General features: G+C 47.5%; 18 protein-coding genes. 17 read left to right on the top strand and 1 reads right to left on the bottom strand.

Translation table 11 applies throughout. The features are described from left to right. Window positions 1-2 precede the first annotated feature (2 nt). The 9 genes from aroA (at window position 3) to AC4EHJ_RS03490 (ending at window position 7,222) form a co-directional block, all read left to right on the top strand. Window positions 3-1,286, top strand: coding sequence for a 3-phosphoshikimate 1-carboxyvinyltransferase (aroA, locus tag AC4EHJ_RS03530; protein ID WP_490974207.1), 1,284 nt, complete (start codon window positions 3-5; stop codon window positions 1,284-1,286). Window positions 1,287-1,372: 86 nt separating this feature from the next. Beyond that, window positions 1,373-2,626: a tetratricopeptide repeat protein gene (locus AC4EHJ_RS03525; RefSeq protein WP_490974206.1), complete on the top strand. Its 1,254-nt coding sequence runs from the start codon at window positions 1,373-1,375 to the stop codon at window positions 2,624-2,626. A gap of 14 nt (window positions 2,627-2,640) precedes the next feature. Beyond that, window positions 2,641-3,204, top strand: coding sequence for a ReoY family proteolytic degradation factor (locus AC4EHJ_RS03520; protein WP_490974205.1), 564 nt, complete (start codon window positions 2,641-2,643; stop codon window positions 3,202-3,204). A 5-nt stretch (window positions 3,205-3,209) separates the two neighbouring features. Further along, window positions 3,210-3,662, top strand: coding sequence for a DUF2487 family protein (locus tag AC4EHJ_RS03515; RefSeq protein WP_490974204.1), 453 nt, complete (start codon window positions 3,210-3,212; stop codon window positions 3,660-3,662). A gap of 142 nt (window positions 3,663-3,804) precedes the next feature. After that, the gene (locus tag AC4EHJ_RS03510; RefSeq protein WP_490974203.1) at window positions 3,805-4,308 is read left to right on the top strand and encodes a QcrA and Rieske domain-containing protein; all 504 of its coding nucleotides are present in this window, start codon (window positions 3,805-3,807) and stop codon (window positions 4,306-4,308) included. A 21-nt stretch (window positions 4,309-4,329) separates the two neighbouring features. After that, complete coding sequence (gene qcrB, locus AC4EHJ_RS03505; protein WP_135505413.1) at window positions 4,330-5,004, top strand: menaquinol-cytochrome c reductase cytochrome b subunit; 675 nt, start codon at window positions 4,330-4,332, stop codon at window positions 5,002-5,004. Between the two features lie 39 nt (window positions 5,005-5,043). Next, a complete protein-coding gene (locus AC4EHJ_RS03500) occupies window positions 5,044-5,823 on the top strand; it encodes a c-type cytochrome (protein WP_490974202.1) in 780 nt (259 codons plus the stop codon). A gap of 58 nt (window positions 5,824-5,881) precedes the next feature. Continuing rightward, window positions 5,882-6,484 (top strand): lipoprotein heptaprenylglyceryl N-acetyltransferase LhaT, encoded by a 603-nt coding sequence (gene lhaT, locus AC4EHJ_RS03495; protein WP_490974201.1) that lies wholly within the window; start codon window positions 5,882-5,884, stop codon window positions 6,482-6,484. 63 nt (window positions 6,485-6,547) lie between these two features. Then, window positions 6,548-7,222, top strand: coding sequence for a zinc metallopeptidase (locus AC4EHJ_RS03490; protein ID WP_490974200.1), 675 nt, complete (start codon window positions 6,548-6,550; stop codon window positions 7,220-7,222). A 44-nt stretch (window positions 7,223-7,266) separates the two neighbouring features. Here the strand turns inward: AC4EHJ_RS03490 and AC4EHJ_RS03485 are convergent, their stop codons facing one another. Beyond that, the gene (locus AC4EHJ_RS03485; RefSeq protein ID WP_490974199.1) at window positions 7,267-8,133 is read right to left on the bottom strand and encodes a YitT family protein; all 867 of its coding nucleotides are present in this window, start codon (window positions 8,131-8,133) and stop codon (window positions 7,267-7,269) included. A 105-nt stretch (window positions 8,134-8,238) separates the two neighbouring features. On the opposite strand from AC4EHJ_RS03485, the gene AC4EHJ_RS03480 reads away from it, so the two are divergent. The 8 genes from AC4EHJ_RS03480 (at window position 8,239) to panD (ending at window position 14,491) form a co-directional block, all read left to right on the top strand. Next, a complete protein-coding gene (locus tag AC4EHJ_RS03480) occupies window positions 8,239-8,574 on the top strand; it encodes a nucleotide pyrophosphohydrolase (protein WP_490974198.1) in 336 nt (111 codons plus the stop codon). Then, window positions 8,575-9,375 (top strand): 4-hydroxy-tetrahydrodipicolinate reductase, encoded by an 801-nt coding sequence (dapB, locus tag AC4EHJ_RS03475; RefSeq protein WP_490974197.1) that lies wholly within the window; start codon window positions 8,575-8,577, stop codon window positions 9,373-9,375. 13 nt (window positions 9,376-9,388) lie between these two features. Further along, complete coding sequence (gene mgsA, locus AC4EHJ_RS03470) at window positions 9,389-9,793, top strand: methylglyoxal synthase (protein WP_490974196.1); 405 nt, start codon at window positions 9,389-9,391, stop codon at window positions 9,791-9,793. 11 nt (window positions 9,794-9,804) lie between these two features. Continuing rightward, window positions 9,805-10,947, top strand: coding sequence for an N-acetyl-alpha-D-glucosaminyl L-malate synthase BshA (gene bshA, locus AC4EHJ_RS03465; RefSeq protein ID WP_490974195.1), 1,143 nt, complete (start codon window positions 9,805-9,807; stop codon window positions 10,945-10,947). Continuing rightward, window positions 10,944-12,077, top strand: coding sequence for a CCA tRNA nucleotidyltransferase (locus tag AC4EHJ_RS03460; protein ID WP_490974194.1), 1,134 nt, complete (start codon window positions 10,944-10,946; stop codon window positions 12,075-12,077). The genes bshA and AC4EHJ_RS03460 overlap by 4 nt, the downstream gene beginning before the upstream one ends. Beyond that, the gene (locus AC4EHJ_RS03455; RefSeq protein WP_490974193.1) at window positions 12,055-13,038 is read left to right on the top strand and encodes a biotin--[acetyl-CoA-carboxylase] ligase; all 984 of its coding nucleotides are present in this window, start codon (window positions 12,055-12,057) and stop codon (window positions 13,036-13,038) included. The genes AC4EHJ_RS03460 and AC4EHJ_RS03455 overlap by 23 nt, the downstream gene beginning before the upstream one ends. A gap of 196 nt (window positions 13,039-13,234) precedes the next feature. After that, window positions 13,235-14,104 (top strand): pantoate--beta-alanine ligase, encoded by an 870-nt coding sequence (gene panC / locus AC4EHJ_RS03450; protein WP_490974192.1) that lies wholly within the window; start codon window positions 13,235-13,237, stop codon window positions 14,102-14,104. A gap of 3 nt (window positions 14,105-14,107) precedes the next feature. Continuing rightward, window positions 14,108-14,491 (top strand): aspartate 1-decarboxylase, encoded by a 384-nt coding sequence (gene panD, locus AC4EHJ_RS03445; RefSeq protein WP_490974191.1) that lies wholly within the window; start codon window positions 14,108-14,110, stop codon window positions 14,489-14,491. The last annotated feature ends 40 nt before the right edge of the window (window positions 14,492-14,531 follow it).

Genomic DNA, 14,531 nt, shown 5'->3' with positions numbered 1-14,531 from the left:
TAATGACGTTATCCTTAACTTATTCAACCCCCGCTTTAAAAGGCACGATCCAGGTTCCTGGAGATAAATCCATTTCCCACCGTTCCATCATGTTCGGCGCTATGGCTGCAGGCACGACGACAGTAGAAGGATTCCTGCTCGGAGACGATTGCTTGAGCACCATCAGCTGCTTCCGCAAACTCGGGGTTGATATCGAACTTGCTGGCGACAAGGTCACCATCAAAAGCGAGGGAGAAAGGAATTGGAAGGAGCCTACAGAAGTATTGGATACCGGAAATTCCGGCACGACGACACGGCTTATGCTCGGTCTTCTTGCCGGCACGGAGTTCCACTCTGTGCTTGCCGGGGATGAGTCCATCGCCAAGCGCCCAATGCGCCGCATCATCGATCCGCTGCGCTTGATGGGTGCGGATATCAGAGGGCGTGCCAATGGCCAATTCACTCCATTAGCGGTCCAAGGCACACAGCTTCGTGCAATCGATTATACCCTTCCGGTTGCGAGCGCTCAGGTGAAGTCTGCGATTTTACTGGCTGCACTGAAAGCGGATGGCATAACCACAATAACGGAACCGGTGGCTACACGGGACCATACCGAAATCATGCTTGAGCATTTCGGTGCGGAACTAACTCGCGAAGATAACAAGATCTCGCTCAAAGGCGGGCAAACCTTGGCCGCTGCCCATGTCAAAGTTCCGGGTGACATTTCTTCTGCCGCTTTCATGATTGGCGCAGCTTTGGTCACGGAGGGCAGTGAAGTGGTGCTGACGAACGTTGGCTGCAATCCGACTCGGACAGGAATACTGGACGTTATTGAACAAATGGGTGCTGATTATAGCATTCGGCTCCTTGAAGAAAGCGGCGAACGGCCAGCTGATTTGACAATCCGTTCTTCATCTTTAAAAGGGATTGAAATCGGCGGAAGCTTAATTCCGAGATTGATCGATGAAATTCCATTGATTGCGTTGGTGGCGACGCAGGCGGTAGGCACGACGGTAATTAAAGATGCTGAAGAGCTGCGGGTCAAAGAGACAGACCGCATCGCAGCGGTTGTAGCCGAGCTGTCGAAAATGGGAGCGGATATCACCGCCACAGAAGATGGCATGGTCATCAATGGTCCAACGCCACTGCACGGTGCTTCCATGGTGACATACGGTGACCACCGACTGGGAATGATGGCGGCTGTTGCTTCTTTAATAGCGGATGGTCCGGTGGAAATCGATGATCCGGATTGCATTTCCGTGTCGTTTCCTAATTTTGTCGAACAGATGAATTCGTTGATCGATTAACTCTCCTTCGGGGGAGTTTTTCATTATCATTCGAACACACTTTCGTGTAGGATGGAAGTATGAAACTCAAGGGAATAGGTGATAGGATGGCAAGTATAGAAGAGATACAAAAAGCGGTGGAAATGGGCGATCCAGATGCCGTCAATACGCTTCTCGAAGCGTATTTGCTGAAAGGCGATCCGGATGAGCAATATGATCTATCAGAATGGCTCGCAGAAATCGGCTACGTAGAAGAAGCGATCAAAGTGCTCGAACATTTAGAATACGTTTTTCCAGAGGAATCGCAATTGAAAGTGGACCGCGCGAACATGCTGATGGAAGTGGACCGCGAAGATGAAGCGCTAAATACGCTTATGGAAATTGCGAAAGAAGACGAGCTTTATCCGCAAGTGCTGGTCACTCTAGCCGATCTTTTCCAATTGCAAGGCCTTCTTGAAGCCGCAGAAAACAGGCTCAATGAAGCGATCGAGCTGCTTCCGGATGAACCGCTGCTGCTGCAAGCGAAAGCGGAGCTCCTTTTAGACTCGGGACGTTATTTGGAATCGGCAAAGATTTACCAAGATCTGCAGCGTGACAACGTTCAAATAGAAGGCGTCAATTTGTCAGAAAGGCTGGCTGAAGTCTACAGCGCTGGTGCTGCTTATGAAGAAGCTCTGCCATATTACGAAGCGGTGCTGGCCGACCAAGTGCAGCCGGATGTGCTGTTCGGAGCCGCATTTGCTGCCTTCCAGACGAAACAATATGAAATGGCCGTCAAAAGGCTCGATGAGCTGATTGAATTGGATCCGGATTATTTTTCCGCATACTTATTGCGCGCACAAAGCTTGAACATGGCAGAAGATTACGAAGGGGCGTACAGCTCGATTCAACAAGGCATCTCGCGCGACGAGTTCGATAAAGAGCTTTATTTGTTTTCAGGCAAGCTGGCGTTGAAACTTGGGAAAACAGTGGAAGGCGTCGACCAGCTAAGGCAGGCGGTTGCGCTTGATCCGGAATACATGGAAGCCATCTATACGCTCGTGTCTTATTTCCACGCAGAAGAAATGGATGATGAAGTCGTTGAATTGGCTGAAACCGTCATCGCCAATGAAGATGACTGGGCAGGGCTTTACCCAATGCTTGCCGAATCATACGAACGCACCGAAAATTTTGAGCAGGCAGCTGTTTATTATGAAAAGGCGTACCCTTCATTCCGCGAAGATCCGAATTTCCTTGAAAAATACGCACGCTTTTTAATCGAGGAAGGAAAAAGAGGCAAAGCCCTCGAAATTATAAAGGAACTTCAAGTTTTGGAACCTGAAAACCCGGATTGGTTTGATTGGCAACAGTCATTTGAGTGAAAGGGGGAATTCCGATGACCGCTTCAGTTTCTGTAGGAGAAAAAAAGCAGTTCGTCCGATGGTTCTTGCAATCCCATAAAATGAAAAGGCGGGAATGCATCTGGATACTCAATTACATGCTCAGCAATGAAGAGCTTCTCGAAAAAACACATTTCGTGGAGGAAGCCCATTATTGCCCACGAGCAATGGTCATGTCCTCGACTGAGTCGGAAGAAATCCCTTTCCGTTTCTATAAAGGCAATTTGATGACTGCAGATGCTGAAAAATCCTTTCATGACTTAAGGCTTAATCCGAACGATGATTTGTTCGTACAACTGAATTTTCCAAATCGCCCGCCGTCCGCACTTTATTTATCGGTGTTGGAGGAAAACCCTTATATGCCGAAAAATGCGATGATTACTGACGAGGACCGGCAGGTTGCTGAAAAAATGTTGGAAGCGAGCATGGCCGCTTTCCAGGAAGATGCAATTTTAAAGCAGATTGACGAAGCTCTTGATGCGAATGACCGTGAAAAATTCTTTGAACTTTCCGCGCTGCTCCATTCCATCAAGATTTTAAAGGAATCGGAGAGTGAATAAGAAAGATGCATTTTACAGGAAGAGATATCGACCAATATATACAACAGCAGCAATATGTAGATACTGCGGTAATTCCGCTCGTCCAGCTTGATTTAGCCCCGAACGGCTTGAAACAAAGTGCAAGCGCTTCGGATTACCTGCAGTCGCTGACGAATCTGCTGGAAAAGCAATTCAAAGGCAGAATCCTGCTGTTTCCTCCGGTCACTTATTCAAAAAATGGCGATCGAAGCCGACTTGCGGAGGAAATGAACACCGAAATGGCGAACACCGGTTTTAAGCATGTGTTTTATGTAACGACAGATGCCGAATGGCGCACTTTTGAAGAATTGAATAATGTTTTATGGCTGCCGGCTATTCCGACTGAGAACATGGATCAATCGTTCAAATTATCAGTTATGGAAGACCAGCTTCGGCAAGTATTGCCGCTTTTTATAAAAGAATGGTCGAAGCCTTCATGAAATGTTCACAAACTGCGACATATAGAAACAATGCGATATTGACCTAAACATTTGATTGATATATCATTAGGTTGTCCTAGTAATTATATTTGAAATGAGTATGTCCATTGGACTGACCTTGAATGTTAGAGGGGGGAAAAGGATGAGTAATAATCGTGTATCACGACGTCAATTTTTAGGCTACACTTTAACAGGTGTTGGTGGATTTATGGCAGCAGGCATGCTGATGCCGATGGTTCGTTTTGCAGTCGACCCGCTTTTACAAGAAAAAGCTGGCGGAGATTTCATTTTGACCGATCAAAAAGTAGCTGACTTGAGCGAAGAGCCAGTACGCGTCGACTTCGCATTTGAACAAGTAGATGCATGGTATACATCTGAAGTAACAAGTTCAGCTTGGGTGTATAAACAAGGGGATAAACTGATTGCCCTGTCACCTGTCTGTAAACATTTGGGTTGTACAGTCAACTGGGGAGGCGATCCGGAACACCCGACGCAATTCTTCTGCCCATGCCACGCAGGGCGCTACGAGAAAAATGGCAAGAACATTGCCGGAACTCCACCGCTTGGGCCGCTCGATGAATTCGCTATCGAAGACCGCGACGGCTTAGTCGCTCTCGGCGCGGTGAAAGAGAACACATTAGTTTAATAGTTAGGGGGTACGATACCAGTGCTAAACAAGTTATATGATTGGGTTGATGAGCGGTTGGATATCACGCCAATCTGGCGCGATATCGCTGACCATGAAGTACCGGAACACGTAAACCCCGCACACCACTTCTCTGCATTTGTTTATTGTTTCGGAGGATTGACGTTCTTCATAACAGTAATTCAGATCCTGTCAGGTATGTTCTTGACAATGTACTATGTGCCGGATATTGAAAATGCTTGGCAGTCGGTTTATTATCTTCAAAATGAAGTTGCTTTTGGAGAAATCGTGCGTGGGATGCACCACTGGGGTTCTTCTCTTGTAGTTGTTATGATTTTCCTTCATACACTGCGTGTATTCTTTACAGGTTCTTATAAGAAACCTCGTGAACTTAACTGGATCGTCGGCGTATTGCTATTCGGCGTTATCTTAGGCCTAAGTTTCACAGGCTACTTGCTTCCATGGGATATGAAAGCATTATTTGCAACAAAAGTTGGTATTGAAATTGCGGCTTCTGTTCCGGTTATCGGCGGCGCAATCAAAGTCTTGCTTGCAGGGGATTCTACTATCCTTGGTGCACAGACGCTTACCCGATTCTTCGCGATTCATGTATTCTTCTTGCCCGCTGCTTTGCTTGGGTTGCTCGGCGCGCATTTTATCATGATTAGAAGACAAGGTATTTCTGGCCCATTGTAAAAAATGCGGCTCAAAGGATTTATTTAAGGAGGGGACACTATGCATCGCGGAAAAGGGATGAAATTCGTCGGGGATTCACGTGTACCAGGTTTGCAGCATCGTAAGCCGAATATCCCGAAAGATTACTCCGAATATCCTGGCAAAACAGAAGCTTTCTGGCCGAACTTCCTTCTTAAAGAATGGATGATCGGTTCTGTCTTCTTGGTTGGGTACTTGCTCCTTACTGTTGCGCATCCATCGCCTCTAGAAGGCCAGGCGGATCCAACAAATACGGCTTATATTCCATTGCCAGACTGGTATTTCTTATTCTTATACCAATTATTGAAATATGAATTTGCATCTGGTCCATTCAACGTTGTCGGTGCCATCATTATGCCAGGTTTGGCATTCACTGCTTTGATGCTGGCTCCGTTCTTGGATCCAGGTCCGGAGCGTCGCCCGTCAAAACGGCCGCTTCCGACAGGCTTTATGCTTTTAGCAATCGCTGCTATCATTTTCCTTACGTGGGAATCAGTAGCCAACCATGACTGGGAAGCTGCTGAAGCACAAGGGAAGATTACAGAAGAAGTTGAAATCGACACAGCCGATCCAGGTTATGAAATCTATTCAGGTTCAGCCTGCATCAGCTGCCATGGCGATAACTTAGAAGGTGCAGTCGGACCGGCTTTGACTACAACGGAATTTACAGCAGAAGAAATTGCTGAAATCGCTGTTAACGGCATTGAACGTGACGGAGAGCAAGTAATGCCTCCATCATGGGATGGTTCCGAAGAAGACCTTAAAGTCATGACAGAATTCATCGATGGTTTATCCGAATAATACTAAAAAAAAGAGCCGGGAAACCGGCTCTTTTTTGCTACTTGAAAGGAAGAAACCGATGCTCTCCACAATACAGAAATTATCCGCCTGGTTGATGTTCCGCCCATTTTTGATCTTATTGTTCATCGTCAATTTGGCAGGCACGATTTATGGGTACATATGGTACGGTTGGCAACTTGAAATCACCGAGCCCAAATTTTTGATCTTTGTTCCGGATAGTCCAACAGCAAGCCTGTTCTTCACAATAGTGCTGGGGCTGTGGATCATCGGCAAAAAAAGTGCGCTTTTTGAGGCGTTGGCTTTTGTGACACTCATCAAATACGGTTTATGGGCAGTTGCAATGAACCTTCTAACGTTATATGAAATTGGTTCAATCGGTTGGATTGGTTGGATGCTGGTCGTTTCCCATTTCGCGATGGCGGTACAAGCTGTCCTTTATATTGAGCATTACCGATTTGGTTGGCTGGCCGCCGCAATTGCAGCGGTGTGGACGCTGCATAACGATGTCATCGATTACGTATTTGGCCAAATGCCGATTTACAGCAGCCTGAATATGTATACGGCACAAATCGGTTATTTCACGTTTTGGCTGTCGATCGCCTGCATTCTTTTCGCTTTCTTTGTCGTGTCTCTGAACAAGCCTACTAAGCGTTTCAGTTGACCTTAGTTGACCAAAGTTAGTAAAATAGGGATATAATCGAACGCAGAAAGGCGTGGGGGATTAATGGGTTATATCGTCTATTTTATTGTGTTGCTGATCATTCCGATTTGGGCGCAGCTAAAACTGAAAAGCACTTATAAGAAATATTCCAAGATACGCTCGACCTCCGGACACACCGGTGCGGAAGTCGCCCGCATCATTTTAGACCAGAACGGCTTGCAGGATGTCCAAGTGGTGGAAAGCCGCGGTATGCTGAGCGACCATTACAATCCAATGACAAAAATCGTTGCGTTGAGCAGCCATAACTTTCATGAAGCTTCCGTGGCAGGTACGGCAGTAGCGGCACACGAGGTGGGCCACGCAATCCAGGATGCAGAAAGCTATGCGTTCTTGCGCATGCGCCATCGCCTCGTACCGATCGTCAATATTTCCTCGAATATGTCTTGGATTTTCATCATGATCGGATTGTTCTCTTCTTGGAGCAATGGCCTGTTGATCGGTATCATTCTTTTAGCAGCCGGTGTTCTGTTCCAGCTCATCACTTTGCCAGTTGAATTCAATGCTTCGAGCAGAGCGATGGACCAATTGCTTTCGCATAACATCATCCGCAACGATGAAGAGCGCGATGCAAAAAAAGTATTGAGCGCAGCAGCAATGACTTATGTCGCTGCTACAGCCGTAGCAGTTCTAGAACTTGCGCGCTTGTTGCTGATCTACACGAGTATGAACCGTTCTTAATAGACGCAAAAAAACCCGATCCGGCATTGCCGGGTCGGGTTTTTTTATTGGAGTGGGCGTTTCAGTTCATCGAGGGTGAAGCCTTCTCCCATGACATCGTGTACCTCAGTCATTGAAACGAAAGCATGCGGGTCAACGCTGTTGATGATATTCTTCAACCGCACGATTTCGTTTTTGGCCACTACGCAATAAAGGACTTCCCGTTCTTCTTTCGTGAAATGGCCATAGCCGCGGAGGATGGTGATGCCGCGGTCCATCTCGGCTGCGATGCGGTTTGCGATTTCTTCCTGAGAATTAGAAATGATCATGGCACCCCGTCCGGCATATGCGCCATCCTGCACAAAATCAACAACGCGCGCACCAACGAAAACAGCGACAAGCGTATACATCATCGTGCGGTTATCCAGGAACGTGAGGCGGGATAAGGCGATGACTCCTGCATCAAAAAGGAACATCGTCTTGCCCATGCTCCATCCGCTGTACTTCTGGACCAAGCGGGCGATGATATCGACGCCGCCAGTCGTTCCGCCGTAGCGGAAAATGATGCCAAGCCCAATGCCGACAAAGACGCCGGCGAACAGCGTAGCCAAAAACAAATCTTCATGAAGATCGATTTGAACTTCGTAAACCAGAAAAATTTTCAAGAAGACCGAAACGGCGACCGTCCCAATGATGGTATAAAGGAAAACCTTTTTGCCAAGAAGCTTCCAGCCAATGAAAAATAAAGGTATATTCAATAGTAAGTTCATGAGCGCTGGATCCCATTGGAACAGGAAAAACAATATAAGCGTGATGCCTGCAAAGCCGCCTTCCCCTAATTCGTTCTGGATATTGAAATGGACAAATCCAAAACTGTAAATGGCAGAGCCTAACAAGATGAAAAAAATATTCTTCAAGCGCAATTCTTTCACAAAATCATCCCCCAAATGTAAATTCGACTTCTGTATTATCGGTTAAAATAATGATTTTGACAACATCTCTTGTTTTCTTTACGATGAAACGAGGAGTGTGATGTTATGGACGGCAATAAATCGATGAAAGATCTGCAAATGGATGTGGACAAATACATAAGCCAGTTTAAAGAAGGCTATTTTACACCGCTTGAATTGGTCGCTCGCATGACGGAAGAACTGGGTGAATTGTCCAGAGAAGTGATGCACGAATACGGTCCGAAAAAAAAGAAGGCTTCTGAAAATGCAGGCAGCATTGCCGATGAGATGGGAGATATGTTATTTGTGCTCATCTGCATGGCCAACTCACTCGATATCGACTTGGCAGAGGCGCACGATCGCGTGATGGCTAAATTCAATACACGGGACAAAGACCGATGGACAAGAAAGGAAGAGGGATAAATGACAATAAAAGTGGCAATTGCAGGACCAAGAGGCAAGATGGGCCAGGAAGCGGTACATACAGTGATGAAAAATGCCGATATGGAATTGGTGGCCGTGCTGGATTATAAAGACATCGGAGCAACCTTAGCGGACACGGATATTTTTCCGGATTCATATGATGTTCCTGTTTTTACCGATATGGGAGAAATGTATGATGCAACCGAGCCGCATGTCTTGGTCGACTTGACTTCGCCTGAAGCGGTTTATAAGCATACCAAAAAGGCTTTGGAATTGAACATCCGGCCGGTTGTCGGCACAACTGGATTTTCGGATGATGAACTGAAAGAATTGGCCCGTTTGTCTGAAGATACGCGCATCGGCTGTATCATCGCACCCAATTTCGCGGTCGGTGCTGTATTGATGATGAAGTTTGCCGAGCAGGCAGCAAAGTACTTGCCGGATATCGAAATCATTGAAATGCACCATGACCAAAAATTAGATGCCCCGTCAGGCACAGCCATGAAAACGGCACATTTGATTTCTTCTCAGCGCCAGACCCATCAGCAGGGCCATGTCCATGAAAAAGAAACTCTTGAAGGCGCGCGCGGAGCGAATTATGATGGCATGCGAATCCATAGCATCCGCTTGCCAGGGCTTGTCGCCCATCAGCAAGTACTGCTTGGAGGAGAAGGACAGTTATTGACCATCCGCCATGACTCCTTCAACCGCGGCTCGTTCATGTCAGGCGTGGTATTATCAATTAAAACCGTTATGAAAACGGAAAAACTGATTTATGGACTCGAACATATAATTGACTAGAGGGGTAGAGCCTATGAAAATTGCATTGATTGCACACGACCGCAAAAAAGATGATTTGATTCAGTTCGTCACCGCTTATCAGCCGATCTTATCAGAACATATGCTTTACGCGACCGGAACGACCGGACGCCGCATCATGGACGAAACGGACTTAAATGTCATTCGGTTCCGTTCAGGACCGCTTGGCGGAGACCAGCAGATTGGCGCCATGATTGCGCAGGATGAAATGGATATGATCATTTTTTTCAGAGATCCGCTCACTGCACAGCCGCATGAACCCGATGTATCAGCGCTGATGCGTTTATGCGACGTCTATAACGTGCCGCTCGCGACGAATATGGGAACGGCGGAAGTATTATTAAAAGGCCTGGAACAGGGCTTTGTAAACTGGCGGTTAATCCGTGAACAGAGAGGATAGGAGTGGCTGCAATGCGAAAAATGAAAATAGGCATCATGTGTTATCCGACTGTAGGAGGCTCAGGCATCATTGCAACAGAGCTGGGCAAGATGATTGCAGAGAAAGGCCATGAAGTTCATTTCATCACGTCGAGTACGCCTTTTCGGCTGAACCGGATGGACCCGAACATTTTCAGCCATCAAGTCAGCGTCAATACGTATTCTGTGTTCGAATACCCGCCATACGATATTGCATTGGCGACGAAAATAGCAGAAGTCATCAAAAATGAAGGGCTGGATCTCTTGCATGTCCATTACGCGATCCCACACGCGGTTTGCGCAATTCTTGGGCGTGACATGGCAAATTCGGACATCGGCATTGTCACGACGCTTCACGGCACCGATATTACGGTGCTGGGAACCGACTCGTCGCTGACTGAAGCTATTCGCTATGGAATTGAGAAATCCGATATCGTCACGGCGGTTTCCAACTCACTTCGCGACCAGACCTATGAGTTGGTAGGGCCTAAAAACCGGATTGAGACCGTATATAACTTTGTAGATGAACGTGAGTATAAAGTGAAGGATTCGAGCCAGTTAAAAAGGGACCTTGGGATTGCCGACGATGAAAAAGTGTTGATACACGTTTCCAACTTCCGCAACGTTAAACGGGTGGAAGATGTAGTTGAAACCTTCTATAAAGTGCATGATCAAGTAGATTCGCGATTGATGCTTGTAGGCGATGGGCCGGAGATGGGGCGCATCGTCCAGCAGGTCAAAAATTTAGGCATTGAGGAATATGTGCTGTTCCTGGGAAAAAGGGATAATTTGACAGAATTATACAATATCAGCGATGTTAAATTGCTGATGTCGGAAAAAGAGTCGTTTGGCTTGGTTTTATTGGAAGCGATGGCTTGCGGCGTGCCTTGCATCGGCACTGCTGTCGGCGGTATGCCTGAAATCATTGAACCGGGCTTCAATGGTTATCTGGTAGAGCTTGGAAACACGAATGAAGCTGCGTTGAGCACGCTGAAAATCCTTTCCGACGAAGAAGAATACGCGCGGCTAAAAGCCGGTGCGTTGGAAACAGTCCAACTGCGCTTCCATTCATCTAAAATCCTGGATCAATACATCGGCTTGTATGAGCGTTTGTTGGATAAAGGCGAAGGAAAATGAAAACAGCCGCAAAGGTGATCCGGAATTTGGAGAACGCCGGCTTTGAGGCATATATCGTCGGTGGGGCAGTGAGGGATTATTTGCTCGGAAAAGTGCCTCACGATATGGACGTTGCATCTAACGCATATCCGGAAGAAGTGAAAAAACTCTTTAACCGGACAGTCGACATCGGCATTGAACACGGTACTGTCCTTGTGCTGATGGAAGGCGAAGGGATTGAAGTGACGACGTTCCGGACTGAAAGCGAGTACACGGATTTGCGGAGGCCGGACAAAGTGGAATTTGTCCAATCGCTGGAAGAAGATTTGAAAAGGCGTGATTTCACTATCAATGCCATGGCGATGGATAAAGAACTGGCAATCATCGATCCGTTTGGCGGAAAAAGCGATTTGGAAAAATGCTTGATCCGAGCCGTCGGGGAGCCGGGCGAACGTTTTCAGGAAGATGCATTGCGCATGCTTCGAGCTGTCCGTTTTTCAGGACAATTAAACTTTGCCATCGAAGAAGGAACGCTTGCGGCTATCCGAAGCCACGCACCGTTGATCCGCGCAGTTGCAGTAGAACGCCTGAAAAATGAACTGGATAAGATTCTCCTCAATCCGAGAACGCAGCGCAGCATGGCTTACTTGAAGCATTCAGGTTTGGCAGAGCATCTGCCGGCAGGCAGACTGCTGTCGATGGACTGGTCCGGCTATGTGCCGAGAGGCCAAGCGGCTTTCGGTTGGGCTTATTTGCTGCACAGCCAGCAAAAACAATTCGAAGAAATCAAAGGCTATAAATTTTCCAACGGTGAAAAGCGGCTGGTCGAGCGTGCACTGGAAGCGGCGAGCCTTGATGCATGGGACGACTGGACGTTTTATTGTTTCGAGGCGAAAGAACTTGAAATCGCTTGTTATTTGAATGGAACGGACATGGACATTCCTTTAAGAAAAGAGCGTTTGCCGATTAAGTTCAAGCGGGAGTTAGCTGTAAACGGCATCGATCTGATGGATTGGAGCGGCCGAAAGCAAGGGCCGTGGCTGAGGCACTGGATTGAAAAAATGGAGCGCCATGTCGTATACGGCCAGCTTGAAAACGACAATGACACAATAAAGGATTGGTTTCTAAATGAATATAACGGTGACTCATAAATTAGCCGGGAGGCTGATCGAAGCTAAAGGCACAGCCGTTTCCGGGCAACAGCTGGCAGACGAATTCGGCATTTCACGGACGGCGGTCTGGAAGCACATCAAAGAGCTGGAAGAACAAGGCTATAAAATTGCCTCTGTCAAAAAGAAAGGCTATAGCCTCGTCAGCCAACCGGATACATTGGAACCTGCCGGGCTTCAGCCGTTGCTGAAAACACGCAAGATCGGGCACAACATGGTCTACCGGCAATCGTGCGCTTCGACACAGATCATCGCTCACCAATTGGCCCAGGAAGGAACACCGGCAGGCACTGTCGCCATTACAGAAGAGCAGACGGCTGGACGAGGCCGTATGGCGCGAGTATGGGATTCGGCATATGGCAAAGGAATTTGGATGAGTGTTGTGCTGCGACCGGATGTCGTGCCGCAGAAAGCGCCGCAATTTACATTGGTTGCAGCAGTGGCAATGGTGCGAGCGATTGAAGAAGTAACAGGGGTCAAGGCGGAGATCAAATGGCCGAACGATATATTGATCAAAGGAAAGAAATGCACTGGCATCTTGACCGAGCTTCAATCGGATGCTGATGGCATCCAGGCGCTGATCATCGGCATCGGGTTGAACGTCAACCAGGAGCTATCCGATTTTGACGTTCAAGTACAGCCAATTGCCACTTCTTTAAAAATGGAAAGCGGCAAACATGTCAGCCGCCAAGACATGGTCCGCGCCATCCTTTTTCACCTTGAGCAATACACGGATCTTTATATCGAGGAAGGCTTCGGCATCTTAAAAGTGCTGTGGGAAAGCTATTCATCGACAATCGGCAGCAAAGTTCGCGCACGCTTGCCAAAAGAGACGCTAGAAGGCATTGCGGAAGGCATCACGGAAGACGGCGTCCTGCAACTCCGGACGGCTGACGGCAAGCTGCATTCCATCTATTCGGCTGATATCGAGATGACAAGTTGAAGTATTTTGTTTTCTGCAAATTTCTGATATAGTATTTTTAGCGGGCAGTATCGCATGCGAACTGCACCGGAAAATTAATACAAAATGAACTTAATAGTACGAAGATCTGCCTTGATCTATCGCATGACAGGGACGGAGAGACCTAAACTTACATTTTCTGTCCTTCTGCCCATTTAGCGGCTGGAGGACTTTTTATATGGCCTTCTTCCCGAGAGGAGAGAAATACTTGGAAATCATTACGACATTAAAGGACCTAGCAGCATGGGTCCAAAAGACGAAACGGCAAGGCGATTCGATCGGCCTTGTGCCGACAATGGGTTATTTGCATGAAGGCCATATTTCGTTGGTGGACATGGCAAAAGCTGAGAACGCCAAAGTGGTGATGAGTATTTTCGTCAACCCGGCGCAATTCGGACCGAACGAAGACTTTGACCGCTATCCCCGCGACCTTGAACGGGACAGCGAACTTGCAGCAGCTGCAGGAACGGATGTTATTTTTGCTCCGTCCGCAGCGGAGATGTATCCTAGAGAATCCCAGATCCAGTTATCTGCTGGACCATTGGCTAACGTTTTGTGCGGAGCAAAGCGTCCGGGCCATTTTGACGGTGTGCTGAAAGTCGTGACGAAATTATTTCATCTAGTACAGCCAGACCGGGCTTATTTTGGACAAAAAGATGCGCAGCAACTGGCGATCATCGAATCGCTTGTGGAAGATTTTAATTTTCCGCTGGCAATACGGAGAGGCGAGACTGTCCGCGAAGAAGACGGATTGGCGAAAAGTTCTCGCAACGTCTATTTAAGCGCAACCGAAAGGCAAGAAGCTGCCCATCTTCGCAAAGCTCTGCTGCTTGGCGAACAAGCAGTCCTTAGCAATGAAGACGCGGTGCAGTCCATGACGGCATACATGGAGCGTGAAGTTTCAGGCAAGATTGATTATATTGAATTGCTGTCTTATCCGGATTTGGACCACAATGTGCAAGAGCAAGCCATATTGGCACTCGCAGTGCAATTTGAAAAATCTCGATTGATCGACAATATTATATTTCCGATAGAAGGGAAGAACTGAATTATGCTTAGAATGATGCTCAATTCAAAAATACACCGTGCCACTGTGACCGAGGCTGACTTGAATTACGTCGGAAGCATCACCATCGACCAGAACATCCTTGATGAAGTGGGCATGCTGGCAAACGAGAAAGTCCATGTCGTCAATAACAACAACGGCGCTCGTTTTGAAACGTATATCATTGCGGGAGAACGCGGAAGCGGCGTTATTTGTGTCAATGGCGCAGCCGCCCGCCTCGTGCAGCGCGGTGATATCGTCATCATCCTCACATACGGCTACGTCATGGATGAGCAGGCGCGCAGCCACAAACCGACTGTTGCCATCATGGGCGAAAACAACGTAATCCGTGAGATCATCAATTACGAGCCTGAAGCAACTATTATGTAATGGAGCGATAGGAATAAGCGGACAATCGGCCTAGGCTGAT

The organism is Planococcus sp. TJ-301 (assembly GCF_058268475.1).
Note: the sequence above shows the minus strand (reverse complement) of the source record. Positions and strands in the feature narration are given on the sequence as shown.